Below are 15,460 nucleotides of genomic sequence, written 5' to 3'. Positions count from 1 at the left end.
TCATCTTAAATAATAAGATCTTGTTACCCCGCTAATTCCGGTTATTCTCAGACTGTCGTCTTCATTCTGACATCTTCTCTTCTGATCATCATTATCCCTTATTTATGGGCGTAACCCATGTTCAATTTTATTTTGACCAATGCCCGGTTCTTGGCCTTTGGCTTTGTGGTGGCTTTTGCATCCAGCTTTGGTCAGACGTTCTATGTTTCTTTGTTCAGTGAAGAAATTCGAACCGATCTGAATTTGTCCCACGGTGATTTTGGTGCCTTCTATTCTTCTGCGACATTGATTAATGGGTTCGCAGTGATTTGGTTTGGCAAGCAGATCGACCATATGGATTTACGGGCGTATAGCTATTTGGTGATCTTGGGGTTATGCACAGCTACTTTGGCTTTGGCTTTTATACCATCTGGATTGCCATATTTGATCTTCCCTATTTTCTTTCTGGTTCGATTGTGTGGTCAAGGGCTTATGAGTCACATATCTGTAACCGCGATGGCACGTTATTTTCACGACAATAGAGGGCGTGCTATTTCGATAGCATCATTAGGTCTTTCCCTTGGCGAGGCGAGCTTACCTTTACTGACAATCTGGATGCTGAGTTTGTTGGACTGGCGAGATGCCTGGATTTTGAATGCTGGCTTTTTAGGCCTCATCCTTATGCCTTTGGTTTTTCTTCTCTTGCGCGGGCACAGTGAGCGTGATGCGCGCATGAACGAGCAGATTAAAAGTCAGGCTTTGGCGTCTGCTGGAAGTGATGATCATAAACAGTGGTCTCGTCGCGATGTTCTGAGGGACAAAGGGTTCTATTTAATGTTGCCTGGCCTGGGAACATTGGCCTTTATTGTGACAGGTATCTTTTTTCATCAAATTCATATCGTCACGAGTAAAGGCTGGTCAATGGCATGGTTCGCCGGAAATTTCACGGTCTACGCTGTGATGATTACTATTAGTGCTGTTATGGCGGGGGCCTTAGTAGATCGTTTTGGTGCGTTGAGATTGTTGGTTGTCCATATCCCTGTTTTCCTGATTGGGTTACTGTTCCTAGGGTTATTTCAAGACCTCTATGCGGCGACATTGTTCATGAGCTTTATTGGAATTTCAGTTGGCTTTGGATCTACAGTGACAAGCGCAATTTGGGCCGAAGTTTATGGAACAAGACATATTGGGGCGATAAGGGCAATGGCGATGTCTGTGTCTGTTCTCGCTTCTGCTCTATCTCCCGCTCTTTTTGGGTGGCTATTTGATAGGGATGTCTCGCCCGAAGTTGTCGTGCTCGGGTGCATTGTATGGTGCGTGTTTGCAACATTTTGTCTTCGGTGCGCGCAAAGACAGTTTTTGGCCAGAAGGAAGTTTGCCTAAGAACATGAGCGTTGGTAACGTCTGGGTAGATTAAAGAAAAGGGAGGCTCAAGAGCCTCCCTTCGCTGTTTTGGCTTTAGTTAAAAGCACGTTTCATGAAAGGTAGTTGCGAGAGAACCAAGAGATCTATTGCAAGTACTCCAAGAAGAGTAAGCCCCACCAAAGGAAAAGCCAGAGAGAGAAGGAGCATGATAAACACTGCCCCTTTCCAGAGTGGTAGGTTTTGAGGAAGGGGAGGAGCAACGAGTCTTCCAGCACCTTTGGGGCGACGGATCCACCACATAACAATACCGCTGATACACAGAAAGATCACAGAAAGACAAAACAGGGCGTTAAGGACTGAGTTCCACCATCCCATGTCACCTTGATGAAGGGCAATGCCAACAGCCATTGATTTCGCCATCAGGGAGTAATCCTCATATCCGACTTCGCCAAGGACCTTGCCACTGTATTGATCAACATGGACAGTTCTGTCGCCGGTTGGTGTATCTGTATCCCCGTCCATAGAGTCTGCAGATATAGTGTAAACACCGGTTGGTGACCCGGGGAGATTGATACGGAATTGTGTGTCAAAGCCAATACCACGGGCCAGAACAACCATAGAATTCAAGTTGATTGCGTATCCTTCTGGAATGCCTACTGTCCCCGCGTCCGAACCGGACAATGGCATTTTAGTCAATTCTAATCCCCAGGGAATTTCTTTGACTGCCCCGTCATTCATCATGCCGTGAACTTCATCAGAAAGAGGAACGTTGTCCCATTTTTCGGCTGGAAATGTACTCCATGGCTGTACAAATTTTCCACCCCATACGCCTGCCCAGGATAAGCCGGAAATCAGGAAGAAAAATAAGATAATTGAAATATAGAAGCCAATGGATACATGAAGCTCTTTCCAGAAAGTACGCCCCTTTTCTGTAAGATCAGGAACAAGGGCACGCCTCAATCCTTTGCCATCACGTGGCCACCATAAATATAGTCCTGTTGCAATCAGGAGGATGGTTAGGCCTGCGGCAATTTCGATCAGACGATCACCAAGATCACCAATTAATAGGCTGGCATGAATGTCACTGGCAAAATAGAACCAGGTAGAATCTTTTTCCACTGACCCAACAATTTGGGCTGTATAAGGGTCGACGGAAACGATTGTTTTTTCACCATCAAGCTTGATGGTGAAAAGGCTGGTACGATCGGCTGCGGGGGGCGGCATATATTGAGCAATAACACTGTTCGGGTAGGCGTTAGAAACTGCTTTGAGTTGCTCTGTCGGTAGCACCATTTCCGCTTGTGGTGTTACATAAAGCTTTTCACCGAAACGGGTTTCAATGGAATTGAAATACACCATGATCAAACCAGTTACGGCAAGTACCAGAAGAAATGGTATGACATATAGGCCCGCGTAAAAATGCCAACGCCAGGCGGCGCGATAGAATTTTTGAGATAGTGTTGTGGATGAAACGTCTGTGCCATGATCGTTCATGGACGGGTTATCTGCTGTCATATTTGACATGACAAACTCCTGAGTATTCTCATTGTACGAGATAATTATTCTTGAGTGTTAACGCTTGGAGAGGTTCATAAGAAAAAGCTTATGAAGTGCCTTTTGCACAACAGCTCTTATGCGTGTTGCTCCATAGTCAACTGTTGATAAATTTATTACTTAGGAGAAGATAGGCGGTGCCCGTGACCCATAGGCCAGATGTCTTTGAAGTTCTGCTAAATGGCGGTCTGAAATTCTGTTCGTAGATGCTTTTGATAATACGGCGAGTTCTACTGGTTTGTTGAACGTGGCTAGATGCTGATCGGCATGGAGCGAAAACGCACAGTTTGATCCGCTTTTAACCTCTTTTTTTTCTTCTGCGGGAACTGATATTTCTTTAATGCCTTCGGGGGTGCAGATAACCAGGGTAAGAGTATCGCCCGCAAAACTGGTCATCATCCCTTGTGGAATCAATGAGACAGCAAGGAACTGTAGTAAAAGCACAAGCTTTACTGTTTTTCTGATTGCTGTAGCTGGTTGCCAGTTCATTGATAGTCCCTTGGTTATTCTGCTTATAGTCAAGATTTAGGTGACTGGACAATGTTAAATTTATCGCAATTTAGAGAAGGTTGTTGTTCCTATGGTGCATTCTTTGTAGCCTACAAAGGGTTTTGTACTGGTTTTCTGGGTACAATTTTATCTCTTAATTATTTACCATTTTATTTGTTGTAAGGATTAAAACTGTTATGATCTGGAAGATATATTTATCGGGTGAAATTCATACAAATTGGCGTGAAGAGATTGAACAACAGGTACAAGAGTTAAACTTGCCTGTGGAAATCTCTGCGCCTGTAACCGACCACGCATCTTCTGATGATTGCGGTGTCGCTATCCTCGGGGCAGAAGATGATAAATTCTGGCATGATCATAAAGGTGCAAAAGTAAACGCAATTCGCACCCGTACGCTCATAGAAAAATCCGATGTCGTTGTTGTTTGCTTTGGCGAGAAATATAAACAATGGAACGCAGCTTTTGATGCGGGATACGCATCTGCACTGGGAAAGCCGTTGATCATCATGCACGGACCGGACCACCAACATGCTTTGAAAGAAGTTGATGCTGCGGCGCTTGCTGTGACCAGAACGCCCGAAGAAGTTGTGAAGGTTTTAAAATATGTAATCCGAGGGGAACTTTGATCCAATAACTTGTTGATTGTAACGAAGAGAGCTTAAGCAATACTATGGAACGTATATACACGGCATGTCTGGTCATCATTGGGAATGAAATTCTTTCGGGAAGAACTCAGGATTCAAATCTTTCTTTTCTTGGTGAAAAGCTGAATGAAATCGGGATCAGAATGGAAGAGGCCAGAATTGTCCCTGATATTCCAGAGCGTATAATGCACACGGTAAATGAGGTGCGAAGTGCTTTTGATTATGTTTTTACGACAGGTGGTATTGGTCCTACACATGATGACATAACATCGCAGTGTGTTGCAGATGCTTTTGATGTTCCTTTGATCCTTCATCCCGATGCACATAAAGCTATGCTAGCTTTTTATGGCGAAGATCAGTTAACTGAAGCACGCCTGCGTATGGCACATGTACCTCAAGGGGCCAGCCTCATTGAAAATGATATCTCTGTTGCGCCGGGATACCAGATCGAAAATGTTTTTGTTATGGCTGGCGTCCCGAAGATTATGCAATCCATGTTTTCAAAATTATCGCCGGGGCTAACGGGGGGCAAACCCATGATTTCACGGACTTTGACGTCTCATGCTAAGGAGGGGGAAATTGCCAAAGACCTTGGTGATATTCAGAAAAAATACCCTGATGTTGATGTCGGTAGCTATCCATTTATGGGACGAGGAGGTACGGGGGTGCGCATTGTAATGCGATCAACAAATGAAGATTTATTGATGCAATGTGAAAAAGACGTTGATGTTGTTCTTAACAGCTATACGTGACTTGCCGAAGTGATGGCGACTTTTCTTTGTAGTATTGAGCATAAGTGGTTTTGTCGGCAGTTATAAAGAAGAATAAAAGGACCTTACCCCGAATTATACTTAAGCATATTAACCATAAATATTACTTTAAATGCATCAATATTATTAAGCTATTTGCCTTTGGTTTGTTTATTCTCTTGTAATTTTTCCATACTTGGTTCATTTTGAATTATATGGGATTTTATGGAAATGCAATGAAGTCGACGGGGGATCGATAGAAATGCAAGATGCATTAAAGGCAAGTGTAGAAGAGCGTCGCGGTAAAGCGCGTATTGGGGCCGCGTTGAGCGGGAGCTTAAAGTTTGGTCCAGAGCTATCTACGAGCTGTGAGGTTGTGGATGTGTCAGTTACTGGCGTCAAAGTACAACTTGCAGACACTGTTCCGTTGAATAGTGAAGTTACGCTTATTCTGCCGGGGTCTGTTCATTTTGGCGGTGAAGTAATGTGGCGTCACGGGCTTCAGGTTGGATTAAAATTTAGAAATTCACCTGAAAAAATAGCAGAACGGTTGTCCGGTTTTCTTAATAGCGATGACATGCGGGTGTTGCATAGTTAACCGTTAACAACGGACCGTGATTAAAAAAGCTCTTCGTATTGCGAAGAGCTTTTTTGTTAGCTTGCTATCGAAGAACTCGTGGCCATTTTGTCTTGGTCTAATTCCACAACGAGTTGATCCCAAAAAATGAGAGCTTCCGGTAGAGGCATTGTCCCGTATGCTTCCATAAAGCGTTCAGCTAGGGGTAAAAACGCCGCTTTGTCTTTCGTTTGCCAGACATTCAGATGCCAACGCTCACCCGATGATGCGATGCCATCGCCTGTTGCAAAGCCCAGGGCTGTAATTTCTTTTTCGTCGATTAACAAATTGAAGCGAACAAGGTCATACTCGCCTGTCTCATAAAAAAGAATACGGTCGATATCTGTTGTCGATAGAGACCCTGCGATCAGCACGGTTGCCTGCTTTCCGGGGCTTGGGATGAGTACAGGATAGCTTTCTTTTGCTTCCTTTTCGCATTGATACCCGAGGAGTACGCCTTGCTTGAGGTTTTGAACGTCAATCTTTTTGCCCAAAACAATTTCAAGGACATCTTGATCCATCAGCGAGCCAAAGAAGAAAAGTGGTAAGGTGTTGTCATGCATCTTGAAGCTCGGCGTTCTGGTGTTCTGGAGATTTGTGTTTAATAAAGCTCTCTTTGAAGGAATGAAACAAAGCAAAATTTCAAAGGAGAGCAAAATCATGTTCTAGCAACGGTCTCTTCTTAAAAAAAGAAGAGTGGTGCGGACGGCGGGACTTGAACCCGCACGGCCGAAGCCAACGGATTTTCATACCATCTACAGCTTTCGCTGCCACGCCTTTGGTGTAAACACCGCGCGTTTGTGGTCTGGACTATCCCTTCACCATAACAAGGCCTAACTCACTGATCCTTGTCGTAGGTGCTGCCCGTCTAGTCTCTACACCTTCCCAAATCTTTTTCAAGTCTTGGGCTTGGCTCGGGATTGGCATTATCTTGCGATTTAAGCTTTCCCCGAATTTGAGCAGTTCTACTCTCTGGGTTTCCCCAAAGGCACTCAATTTTTTAAGTCCGTCGTGTCTACCAATTCCACCACGTCCGCACGTGTTGTCTAGGACACTCTGTGGGGAAATCTCTCGCCCGAAAGCAGCTTTGTGTCAATGATTCGTTTTTAGGTTTTTAAAATTTTTTTGATTTTTCTGAAATGGAGTATGCCTTCACTTAAATGAGCAAGGATATGATTCTGAAACATAAATTAGAAGTACTATCGGCTTTGTTCGTTTTTATTGGGGGTGACATGATCGGTGCCAATTTCTCCTCTTTCTTTCGCTCTATCTAGGTCGATCTGTACATTGGGTACAAAGTCATCAGCCGTGGCTTCTTCAAGCAGCCATTCCCGGAAAACCTTGATTTTGGTAATCTCTGACGTGCTTTGCGGGGTGACAACGTAGTATTGATAGGTTGAGGGGGTTCTGGGGCCAAAGGGGCAAACTAATCGGCCTGCTTTTAGGTCGTCATAAGTAAGTGATGTGCGGCCCAACGCGATACCTTGTCCTTCTATCGCTGCCTGCAAGATTAAGCTGGAATCATTGTAACCTGGGCCCTTATCCGGGTCGATATCTGTAACACCGGCAATATGCAACCATCGCCGCCAGTTAACGGCAAAGGGCTCTTCGCCGACATCGTCATGAAGTAGCGTGTGATACTTCAGGTCATGGGGTGTGCGTAAAGGTAGTGATCCTTTGAGAAGGTGAGGGCTACAGACAACAAGACTCTCGTCTTCCATCATTTTATCAACGCGGCAGCCGGGATATTGCCCTGCGCCAAATCGGATTGCCAAATCCACATCATCGCGAGAGAAATTACTTTTTGTAATGGTTGCCGAAACAAGGATGTCGATTTCAGGGTGCTTTCGGCGAAATTTTGGCAGCCGTGGTAATAGCCATTTTGCGGCAAAAGAAGGCATGACAGAGACTTTAAGGGTGCCACGATCCCCACCATCATAAAGTTTCTGCGTAGTTGATTTAATAATGTCGAAAGCTTCACTGACAGCGGGTAACAGAATCTGCGCCTCATCAGTAAGGATTAGGCGGCGGTTCATTCGGCGGAAAAGTTGAATGCCCAAATGGTCTTCGAGTGATTTGATCTGGTGGCTGACAGCTGCTTGCGTCACAAAAAGCTCTTGTGCGGCTTTGGTAAAGGAGAGTTGTCTGGCTGCTGCTTCGAACGCGCGCAAGGCATTAAGAGGTGGGAGAGGTCTAAGCATGAATTCACATTATAAAATCTAATCCGATATATGAAATATCATCGTTTGAGATTGGAATCAAACGGTCATAATTTAGCTGTATTAAAGAACACAGAGAACAATTGCCCGTTGAGGCATATTATTTCGGATAAGGAGAACTGTTATGGCAAATGTAACAATGCACAAAACCTATACTTTTGGTCTGTTGCAAAAGAGCAAGCAGGATGTATCTTTTTTGAAGGCCCCAATTGCGAGCGTCATCCAGAAGTTGGTTACATGGCAAGAGCGTTTAAATGAACGTGCCAGCCTTCGTGATGCCGATGCCCATCTGTTACAGGATATGGGAATTACGGCTCAGGCTGCCTACCGTGAAGCAGCAAAGCCTTTCTGGGTTAGCTAAAAAATTACCCTGCCCCGACCGCGCTATCGGGTTCTTCTTTCGAGAAGGTAGCGTACTTTCCTTTTGGAACTTTATAAAGCCCGTTAACTGCTCGCCGACAGCCGTTGACGGGCTTTTGAAGTTTTTGGCTTTGTGTGAATTCAAAGACTGAACGAACGCCCAAAAAGAGAGGGCGGCTGATCAGGGAAGAAACTGTTCGCGAATAATGCGTTCTTCCAGATTGTGCTCTTCGTCAAAAAGAAGATTCATATCGACGCTATTGTCCTGACGAACACTGACCCGTTTGACGTGTTTAATTTCGGTGAAGTCAGCCGTTGCAGAAATGGGGCGCTTTTCCGTGTCTAAAGTTCGGAACGTAACTTCTGCCGAAGCAGGAAGAAGGGCTCCTCTCCAGCGTCTTGGTCTAAAAGCGCTAATGGGCGTCATAGCAAGCAGTGACGCCCCGATAGGGACGATAGGCCCATGAGCAGACAGATTATAAGCTGTGCTGCCCGCTGGCGTTGATAGGATGACGCCATCACATACCAATTCCTGCATGCGTTCGATACCATCGATGTCTATGCCTATACTTGCGGCTTGTCGACTATCTCGATGAAGAGAAACCTCATTGATGGCCAGGGCTTCAAATTTCTGCCCGCTGACTGTCTCTACGGACATACGCAAAGGATGCAATGTAACCTTTACGGCCCTTTCAATGCGCTGATCGAGTTGATCTTCATTGTATTTATTCAGAAGAAAGCCAATCGTGCCCCTGTTCATGCCGTATATAGGAATGTCCAACCCTATAAATTGGTGTAATGTTTCCAACATGAACCCGTCTCCACCAAGCGCGACGATCACATCCGCTTCGTCAGGTGAAACAGCTTTGTATTTGTTTTCTAGGCATTCCAATGCATTTGTTGCACGTTCTGTTTCAGAGGCAACAAATGCAACACGTTTTCGGCTCATCGTTTTTTTCTCATGGCAGCCAGCCTTTTCCGTAAAACATTACAAAGATCACTGATATGTATTTCACAAATGATAACAATAGACTGACAGCCACTTGCAGCGCTGTCAAAATGTCTGGTACTGATTGATAAATAAAATATGTATAAGGGGTGTTTATTTTGATCCGTTCATTTTTTCTAGCAATTCTGGCTATTGTTGGTTTTTGCAGTATTTTAGGGGCTACCGTTCAAGCTGCGGATAGGCATGCTGGATACTATTACCCTGATCCTGTGTACCGGGAAATCTACAAAGCCAGAGCTAAGCAAATTGCAACTGCGCACCGGAAAACTCGTATCGCTTTTGTAACGTCTATCACTCAGCAGAATATGCAACGGGAATTTGCGCCGACAGCAGCAATTTTTGCCAAGGGCAATGATGCAGATAAGCTCATTATTGTCGGGTTAGAAGATGGGCGTTTGGATACGATTTATCGCGCCCGTGCAATCTTTGCGAATATGACGGCAGGGGTTCGAACCTTACCTGTCTTTCAAGAACTGGGTGTTGAAGATGTTTTTACATTCTTTGATCTGGCAGCAATGATGGGTTTTACCCAGATAACGATTACGAATGGTCGGAACTTTACACACCAAGTTATCCTTCAATAAAATTCGGGTCTTTCATAATTCTGGTAGGTAACAATTAATTTCATGATTGTTCGCGTTTTCCTTCCCTTCGCTATTGGCTATTTCCTCTCGTTTCTTCTACGTGTCGTGAATGCTGTTATCGCACCTGATCTTGTTGCAGAATTGGATCTGTCTGCCGCAGATTTAGGCCTGTTGACGAGTGCATTTTTCATAGCTTTTGCACTTACGCAGTTGCCTTTAGGCGTATTGCTTGACCGTTATGGTCCAAGAAAGGTCGAAAGCGCCTTTTTACTATTAACAGCTGCGGGTGCCCTATTGTTTTCTTGGGCCGAAAGTTTTCCGCTTCTTATCTTGGCGCGGGGATTGATCGGCCTCGGCGTTTCTGCCTGTATGATGGCTGCGTTCAAAGCTTATGTCAGTTGGGTTCCGAAAGAACGACTTGCTTTAATTAATGGCTGTCATCTTGCTGCGGGTGGGCTTGGGGCTATCGCGGGAACGGCTCCGGTAGAGTTCCTTTCAGAAATTATGGGCTGGCGAGGTGTTTTTGTTGTCCTTACCATCATGTCGTTGTGTATTTCTGCTTTGATTTATTTTATGATTCCACGAAGAGGTGAGATCCCTGCAAGTGAGAGTGTTAGCAAGCAGATTAGAGACTACGGCCTTGTTTTTAAAAGCTCGTTTTTCTGGCGTATCATGCCCTTCACGGTAATGTCTCAGGCGGCCTTCTTTTCTCTGCAGGCGTTATGGTCTGGTCCTTGGTTGCGTGATGTAGCTGGCTTTGATCGCGATATCGTCGGATGGGGTTTAACTCTGATTGCGATTTCTGTTTTTGTCGGATTTCTTGTGGGTGGTATTCTAACTGATTGGTTGCGGCGCCATAATATTAGCCCGATTACTGTCGGGTTTTATGCGATGTTTCTTTGCGTCATACCCCAAGCTTTTTTATTGATCGAAATGAATTCATTTCTGATGGTTAGTATTGTTTGGATGATTTTTGGTCTGTTAGGGACGGGGGGGTATCTTATCTATCCGGGCTTATCACAATTTTTCCCGGTTCATCTGGCTGGCCGTGTTAATACGGCATTGAACTCTTTTGTATTTGTCGTTGCTTTTGTCGGACAATGGGCCGTCGGTGCAGTAATCGAATTATGGCCTGTACAAGCCTCTGGTGGTTATGCTGTCGAAGGATATCAAGCGGGTATTGTTATGCTGCTTGTCGCACAGTTGCTTGGTGTGGGTTGGTATTACCTTTTTCCGCTGATGATGAAAAAAATACCATCAGCTTAACAGGGCTGTAGAAAGGATAAAGGGAACTTGATCGGAGCCTCCCTTTATCTCTTTAGCCGCCTGTAACACTCATGTGTCGAGCAACAGATGGGTCGGCTTCCCGGTCGATGATAAAATCATGACCTTTGGGCTTTCGGGCAATGGCTTCAAATATTGCCTGTTCTAGCGGCCCGTTTTTATCACTGCTGCGCAAGGGGTCCCGCAAATCCATGGCATCATCTTGCCCGAGGCAGAGATACAAGGTTCCGGTGCAGGTCATTCGAACTCGATTACAGCTTTCGCAGAAATTATGGGTCATGGGGGTAATGAAACCGATCTTTCCGCCTGTCTCCTTGACCTCTACATATCGTGCAGGGCCGCCTGTTTTGTGATCACTTTCATTTAGGGTCCAATGCTCCCCTAAAATGGAACGCACTTCCGTTAGAGGCAGGTACTGATCAACACGGTTTTCGTTCCCAATATCGCCCATCGGCATCACTTCGATAAAGGTAATATCAAAGCCTTCGTCGCCGCACCAAGATACAAGGGTGTGTAGTTCATCATCATTTACACCGCGAAGAGCAACGGTATTAATCTTGACTTTTAGCCCGGCTTTTTTGGCCGCCTGTAAACCTTCTAGGACCTGATCAAGCTTTCCCCATCGTGTGATCGCGGCAAACTTATCTTTATTGAGTGTGTCGAGGGAAACATTAATACGTCGCATTCCCGCATCTGCAAGCTGTTGCGAGTACTTTTCCAACTGGCTTCCGTTTGTTGTCAGGGTCATTTCCTTGAGCTGCCCTGATTCCAGGTAAGGTGTCAGGCCATTAAACAGCTTCATAATGTTTTTGCGAACCAGTGGTTCACCACCCGTAAAACGAAGCTTTTTGACGCCTAGGTTGATGAAGGCACCAGAAACTCTTTCCAGCTCTTCAATCGTCAACAGTTCTTTTTTTGGTAAAAAATTCATGTCTTCAGACATGCAATAAACACAGCGAAAATCACATCTGTCGGTGACCGATATCCGCAGGTAATCAACCATGCGGCCAAAAGGGTCAATCATTCCAGGGTGACCATCCTGCCCGGGGTGACCATCCTGCCCGGGGTGACCATCCTGCCCGGGGTGACCATCCTGAATGTTGCCTTGCGTATTGGCCGCAGAAGCCGCGGACGAGACGAGGCCCTTTTGTCTGTTTGACGAATTAATCATCAATTATATCTCCTGAGCTTTCAGGTGCTCTGTTTTTATTCCTGAAAATCATCCTACACTTTGGCGCATAAGTCGTTAATTGCAAGTCAATTTAAGTTTCTAACCTATAGTGAAGGCCAAAGGACTGTGCCCTGTCATATATCAAGGTCACATATTAAGCCGCTTTCATTGCATGTAACATAGATCAAGTTGTCGATATTCGCTTAATAGCGGTTATACCTGTTCCACCCGTTTCCATTTTTACGCGTTCTGTGATGTGGGAAATTGGCTCTATCAGAACGTCCATAGAGTTCGCGGTAGCATGAATAACGTTCTCTTTATCTAATGCAATAGCAACATGCCCCGGCCAATAGATAAGGTCACCTTCGGCGCATTGTTCGGAATTCACTGGAAAGCCCGCATTTGTTTCTTGGACATAGGTATCCCTGTGTGTGTTGATACCACTGGCGCTTAGGGATAGCTGGACCAAACCAGAGCAGTCGATGCCAACAGAAGATTTTCCACCCCAGAAATAGGGGGTTCCCAAAAATTGGTAAGCGACATCTACATGACTTAGGGCTTTAGTTTCAAGTGAACAAATGTGGTCGGTAAAGACCCATCCGCCGCCTTGAATTTGGGTGTAGCGTCCTTCTTCTTTTAGGGTGAGAACCGTTGATTCCATTGAAAGCATGTCTATCGGCGGGATTTTCATGTCAGGCTGGGGATAAACATAAGTACGAAGGGCTTTTACCCTGTGTGTTGTTTGTCTTACTTCTCGTGATAGGGTGTCAGCGCGTATGTAGCCGACATAGCTGTCTTTGGCATTTTGCACCCACGCCCAGCCGTTTTTTTCTTCATAGACGGTGACTTTCTCGCCGAAAAGCAACTCGGTGTCTTGTCCAGCCTCATCTGCTGGGTGCCGCCTGAGGGGAACGATACCCCTTGATACCTGTGCCGCGTAGCCTTTGCTGTATGCGGAGGCCTCAACTTTGTCGCGCAGATATTCAGCAGCTAGATCTTTTCTCAGCGGATGGAGGCGAGGGTCCAATGTTTGTGACATGATGGCGTCAGGCTTTCTCTATCAGTCTTATTTGATTACAAGCTTGCCACTGTCGAGTAAGTAAATAAAGTGCTGTTGTTCCTATTTTACAGCCCAGAGGTCAAAATGGTAGCAATTTTCTTTGATTTGGATGGAACCCTTACCGATCCAAAAGAAGGTATTACGAAGTCTATTCAATATGCTTTGGAACAACTTGGTATGGAAAGTCCGTCGCCTGATGATCTGGAATGGTGCATCGGGCCACCTTTGAAAGAATCATTTGATCAGCTGCTTGGCGGTAGATCTTTAAGTGAGGAGGCTATTGTTCTCTATCGAGAGAGGTTTGCTGAAACAGGCCTTTATGAGAATGAGATTTATCCAGAAATCGTTCTTCTTCTTAAGAGCCTTAAAGAGAAAGGTTTTCCCCTTTTTGTCGCGACAAGTAAGCCGGAAATCTATGCCACTAAAATAATTGAGTACTTTAATCTTGAAAGCTTTTTCGAGCGGGTTTTTGGCTCTGAATTGAATGGCACGCGTTCGAATAAAACTGATTTACTCGAGTACGCACTTTCAAAAACGGGAAGCCGTCCGTCAAATTCTCTCATGGTTGGAGACAGGAAGCATGATGTTTTGGGGGCGCTAAATAATAAGATGATATCGGTTGGTGTTACCTATGGTTATGGAACTGTCAGTGAATTAAAAGGCGCTGGTGTTCACTACCTTATTGATAAGCCGTTGGACTTTTTGAATGTTGTTGATTCTCTATAATCAAGAAGGTTTGTTTTCTGGTTGACCTTGCCCATAATCTGTTTGATTCGAAAGGGTTTCAATCTGGATTGGTGCTTTGATATGAAGGTCACGTTGGGGGAAGGGAAATTCGACATTCTCTTCTTTGAATTTATCCCAGATTGCCAATAACAATTCGCTCGTTATATTGCCAACTCCGTTCTGTGGATCGGTAATCCAAACCCGTACTTCTAGGTTTACAGAGTTGTCGCCAAAGTTACGTACAAGACAGTTTGCCTTAGGGTTGTCCAGAATGCGTTTGTTCTCTTTCGCGGCTTCTATACAAAGATTAATGGCCTTGTGAAGATCTGAGTTATAGGAAACACCAATTGGTACACGTACTCTGACCCAGCTGTTCGTATAAGACCAGTTTTCAACCCGTTGTGTGATGAACTCTTCATTTGGGATAAGGTGTTCAATACCGTCCCGGGTAATAACAGAGGCATAGCGAGCACCGAAAGATTTAACCCAGCCATAGGTATCATTTACGGCGATAACATCGCCCGGTTTAATGGATCTATCCATTAACAAGATGATACCGGATACCAGATTGGAAATAACCTTTTGAAGGCCAAAGCCGATACCAACACCAAGGGCGCCACCAAAAAGTGCAAAGGCCGAGAGATCTATGCCGACTGTTTTTAGGCCAACAATAACTGCAAGACCAATAAAAGTAACTTTTAATAATTTGCCAAGAAGGACCTGAACAGAAGGTGTTAATTCTGGTACGGCTTTTACGCGACGTTCCAATAGAGAGCTAAAGGCAATTGCGGCCCAAAGTAACACGGCGAGCGAAATAACGCCTTTTAGTACCATGAGGACTGATATACGTAAGCCCCCCACGTCTAGCGCAGCTGCGTCTAGAATTTCTTCTGTAAAATCAAGAAGTCCTAAGATGTTTAGGGCGGCGACTGACCAAATGAAAAGAGAGACCAGCCGTGCAACGATACGTGTTTTGATGAGACTTGTCGTGAGGTTAATAATGACCCAGGCTAACGTCAAACTGGCGACCGTATTGATCAGGAACCTGGTGCGGACAGGCATTTCTAGCTGGATCAAGGCACCAAGTGTGATCCAGAGCATTAACAAGAATACAACCCATGGAATCATAGGCAGTAGGTTGGTGAGGATCAGCCTTAGAGCTTGTGGTGTTTTGGATAGTTGCTTCCACTCACTGGCTATCGGGCGTAATTTATTGCCGAGATAACGGCTGAGTGGAAGAAGGATAAGGAGGAATCCCAGTTGGAAAATGACCGGCCAGCTCAAGAGATTTTGTCCCAACCAGCTGGTAATTTGTTCCATCCAGCTGGTAATTTCTTCGTGGCTTGGGAGCATTAAAAAATCCAACCTTAACCTCCTAATTGTACCTCTATAAAGGCGTGCATAGTTTTGACGCTATTTTTTTGTGCTTGCTTCTTTTTGGTGCCCTGTATCACAAGTTTAGCAATTTTATTCTATGGGGAACAGACTCTGTTTGTTGGGAGGGCAAGGAGTCTCGAGGTGCGTCAATTTGGCAGCATTAAATTATCTATCTGATATCATTTAGATAATTATTTGACGTCTGGAATTTAAGCGAGTTGAGTTCATTAATTTAGTTGTTTGTTTTGAGAAA

At 44.9% G+C, this 15,460-nt stretch carries 16 protein-coding genes and 1 tRNA gene; 8 read left to right on the top strand and 9 right to left on the bottom strand.

The features are described 5' to 3' along the window. Positions 1-117 precede the first annotated feature (117 nt). The gene (locus ACN0QW_RS07875; protein ID WP_417430313.1) at positions 118-1,362 is read left to right on the top strand and encodes an MFS transporter; all 1,245 of its coding nucleotides are present in this window, start codon (positions 118-120) and stop codon (positions 1,360-1,362) included. A 75-nt stretch (positions 1,363-1,437) separates the two neighbouring features. Here ACN0QW_RS07875 and ACN0QW_RS07870 read toward each other — a convergent pair whose 3' ends face one another. Together ACN0QW_RS07870 and ACN0QW_RS07865 are read right to left on the bottom strand one after the other, a co-directional pair. Continuing rightward, positions 1,438-2,868 (bottom strand): PepSY-associated TM helix domain-containing protein, encoded by a 1,431-nt coding sequence (locus ACN0QW_RS07870; RefSeq protein WP_417430311.1) that lies wholly within the window; start codon positions 2,866-2,868, stop codon positions 1,438-1,440. A gap of 150 nt (positions 2,869-3,018) precedes the next feature. Further along, positions 3,019-3,387 carry a DUF2946 family protein gene (locus ACN0QW_RS07865; protein ID WP_417430309.1) on the bottom strand — a complete coding sequence of 123 codons (369 nt, stop codon included), beginning with the start codon at positions 3,385-3,387 and terminating at the stop codon, positions 3,019-3,021. 197 nt (positions 3,388-3,584) lie between these two features. On the opposite strand from ACN0QW_RS07865, the gene ACN0QW_RS07860 reads away from it, so the two are divergent. From ACN0QW_RS07860 to ACN0QW_RS07850, 3 genes are all read left to right on the top strand, one after another. Continuing rightward, complete coding sequence (locus tag ACN0QW_RS07860) at positions 3,585-4,034, top strand: YtoQ family protein (RefSeq protein WP_417430307.1); 450 nt, start codon at positions 3,585-3,587, stop codon at positions 4,032-4,034. A 44-nt stretch (positions 4,035-4,078) separates the two neighbouring features. Next, entirely contained in the window at positions 4,079-4,804 is a 726-nt protein-coding gene (locus tag ACN0QW_RS07855) for a competence/damage-inducible protein A (protein ID WP_417430305.1), read from the top strand. A 259-nt stretch (positions 4,805-5,063) separates the two neighbouring features. Further along, positions 5,064-5,399 carry a PilZ domain-containing protein gene (locus ACN0QW_RS07850; protein ID WP_299377654.1) on the top strand — a complete coding sequence of 112 codons (336 nt, stop codon included), beginning with the start codon at positions 5,064-5,066 and terminating at the stop codon, positions 5,397-5,399. A 56-nt stretch (positions 5,400-5,455) separates the two neighbouring features. Here the strand turns inward: ACN0QW_RS07850 and ACN0QW_RS07845 are convergent, their stop codons facing one another. The 3 genes from ACN0QW_RS07845 to ACN0QW_RS07835 all read right to left on the bottom strand — a co-directional run bounded on the left by ACN0QW_RS07845 (position 5,456) and on the right by ACN0QW_RS07835 (position 7,618). Continuing rightward, entirely contained in the window at positions 5,456-5,980 is a 525-nt protein-coding gene (locus tag ACN0QW_RS07845; protein ID WP_417430303.1) for a gamma-glutamylcyclotransferase family protein, read from the bottom strand. Positions 5,981-6,114: 134 nt separating this feature from the next. Further along, positions 6,115-6,185: transfer RNA gene (locus tag ACN0QW_RS07840), tRNA-OTHER, on the bottom strand. Positions 6,186-6,616: 431 nt separating this feature from the next. Next, the gene (locus tag ACN0QW_RS07835; protein ID WP_417430301.1) at positions 6,617-7,618 is read right to left on the bottom strand and encodes a transcriptional regulator GcvA; all 1,002 of its coding nucleotides are present in this window, start codon (positions 7,616-7,618) and stop codon (positions 6,617-6,619) included. 142 nt (positions 7,619-7,760) lie between these two features. On the opposite strand from ACN0QW_RS07835, the gene ACN0QW_RS07830 reads away from it, so the two are divergent. Further along, positions 7,761-7,997 (top strand): DUF1127 domain-containing protein, encoded by a 237-nt coding sequence (locus tag ACN0QW_RS07830; protein ID WP_417430299.1) that lies wholly within the window; start codon positions 7,761-7,763, stop codon positions 7,995-7,997. Between the two features lie 180 nt (positions 7,998-8,177). Here ACN0QW_RS07830 and ACN0QW_RS07825 read toward each other — a convergent pair whose 3' ends face one another. Continuing rightward, a complete protein-coding gene (locus ACN0QW_RS07825; protein WP_299377646.1) occupies positions 8,178-8,945 on the bottom strand; it encodes an NAD kinase in 768 nt (255 codons plus the stop codon). A 158-nt stretch (positions 8,946-9,103) separates the two neighbouring features. On the opposite strand from ACN0QW_RS07825, the gene ACN0QW_RS07820 reads away from it, so the two are divergent. Next, entirely contained in the window at positions 9,104-9,589 is a 486-nt protein-coding gene (locus tag ACN0QW_RS07820) for a molybdopterin-guanine dinucleotide biosynthesis protein A (protein WP_417430297.1), read from the top strand. 42 nt (positions 9,590-9,631) lie between these two features. Beyond that, positions 9,632-10,855 (top strand): MFS transporter, encoded by a 1,224-nt coding sequence (locus tag ACN0QW_RS07815; RefSeq protein WP_417430295.1) that lies wholly within the window; start codon positions 9,632-9,634, stop codon positions 10,853-10,855. Positions 10,856-10,907: 52 nt separating this feature from the next. Here ACN0QW_RS07815 and moaA read toward each other — a convergent pair whose 3' ends face one another. Together moaA and ACN0QW_RS07805 are read right to left on the bottom strand one after the other, a co-directional pair. After that, the gene (gene moaA / locus ACN0QW_RS07810; protein ID WP_417430437.1) at positions 10,908-11,897 is read right to left on the bottom strand and encodes a GTP 3',8-cyclase MoaA; all 990 of its coding nucleotides are present in this window, start codon (positions 11,895-11,897) and stop codon (positions 10,908-10,910) included. Between the two features lie 331 nt (positions 11,898-12,228). Continuing rightward, entirely contained in the window at positions 12,229-13,083 is an 855-nt protein-coding gene (locus ACN0QW_RS07805; protein WP_417430293.1) for a C40 family peptidase, read from the bottom strand. Between the two features lie 105 nt (positions 13,084-13,188). On the opposite strand from ACN0QW_RS07805, the gene ACN0QW_RS07800 reads away from it, so the two are divergent. Next, positions 13,189-13,830 carry an HAD family hydrolase gene (locus ACN0QW_RS07800; RefSeq protein ID WP_417430291.1) on the top strand — a complete coding sequence of 214 codons (642 nt, stop codon included), beginning with the start codon at positions 13,189-13,191 and terminating at the stop codon, positions 13,828-13,830. On the opposite strand, the gene ACN0QW_RS07795 is transcribed toward ACN0QW_RS07800, so the two are convergent. Next, positions 13,831-15,183: a mechanosensitive ion channel family protein gene (locus ACN0QW_RS07795; RefSeq protein WP_417430289.1), complete on the bottom strand. Its 1,353-nt coding sequence runs from the start codon at positions 15,181-15,183 to the stop codon at positions 13,831-13,833. It abuts the gene before it with no gap. Positions 15,184-15,460 lie beyond the last annotated feature (277 nt).

The organism is Kiloniella sp. (genome assembly GCF_048259265.1).
Lineage (GTDB): Bacteria > Pseudomonadota > Alphaproteobacteria > Kiloniellales > Kiloniellaceae > Kiloniella.
The sequence above is the reverse complement of the archived record's forward strand: the minus strand, read 5'-3'. Positions and strand labels throughout refer to the sequence as shown.

Excerpts from the sequence above, each read along its gene's own strand:
- ACN0QW_RS07875 (WP_417430313.1), top strand. The coding sequence starts at position 118 with ATGTTCAATTTTATTTTGACCAATGCCCGGTTCTTGGCCTTTGGCTTT.
- ACN0QW_RS07870 (WP_417430311.1), bottom strand. The coding sequence starts at position 2,868 with ATGTCAAATATGACAGCAGATAACCCGTCCATGAACGATCATGGCACA.
- ACN0QW_RS07865 (WP_417430309.1), bottom strand. The coding sequence starts at position 3,387 with ATGAACTGGCAACCAGCTACAGCAATCAGAAAAACAGTAAAGCTTGTG.
- ACN0QW_RS07860 (WP_417430307.1), top strand. The coding sequence starts at position 3,585 with ATGATCTGGAAGATATATTTATCGGGTGAAATTCATACAAATTGGCGT.
- ACN0QW_RS07855 (WP_417430305.1), top strand. The coding sequence starts at position 4,079 with ATGGAACGTATATACACGGCATGTCTGGTCATCATTGGGAATGAAATT.
- ACN0QW_RS07850 (WP_299377654.1), top strand. The coding sequence starts at position 5,064 with ATGCAAGATGCATTAAAGGCAAGTGTAGAAGAGCGTCGCGGTAAAGCG.
- ACN0QW_RS07845 (WP_417430303.1), bottom strand. The coding sequence starts at position 5,980 with ATGCATGACAACACCTTACCACTTTTCTTCTTTGGCTCGCTGATGGAT.
- ACN0QW_RS07835 (WP_417430301.1), bottom strand. The coding sequence starts at position 7,618 with ATGCTTAGACCTCTCCCACCTCTTAATGCCTTGCGCGCGTTCGAAGCA.
- ACN0QW_RS07830 (WP_417430299.1), top strand. The coding sequence starts at position 7,761 with ATGGCAAATGTAACAATGCACAAAACCTATACTTTTGGTCTGTTGCAA.
- ACN0QW_RS07825 (WP_299377646.1), bottom strand. The coding sequence starts at position 8,945 with ATGAGCCGAAAACGTGTTGCATTTGTTGCCTCTGAAACAGAACGTGCA.
- ACN0QW_RS07815 (WP_417430295.1), top strand. The coding sequence starts at position 9,632 with ATGATTGTTCGCGTTTTCCTTCCCTTCGCTATTGGCTATTTCCTCTCG.
- moaA (WP_417430437.1), bottom strand. The coding sequence starts at position 11,897 with ATGATTGACCCTTTTGGCCGCATGGTTGATTACCTGCGGATATCGGTC.
- ACN0QW_RS07805 (WP_417430293.1), bottom strand. The coding sequence starts at position 13,083 with ATGTCACAAACATTGGACCCTCGCCTCCATCCGCTGAGAAAAGATCTA.
- ACN0QW_RS07800 (WP_417430291.1), top strand. The coding sequence starts at position 13,189 with ATGGTAGCAATTTTCTTTGATTTGGATGGAACCCTTACCGATCCAAAA.
- ACN0QW_RS07795 (WP_417430289.1), bottom strand. The coding sequence starts at position 15,183 with ATGCTCCCAAGCCACGAAGAAATTACCAGCTGGATGGAACAAATTACC.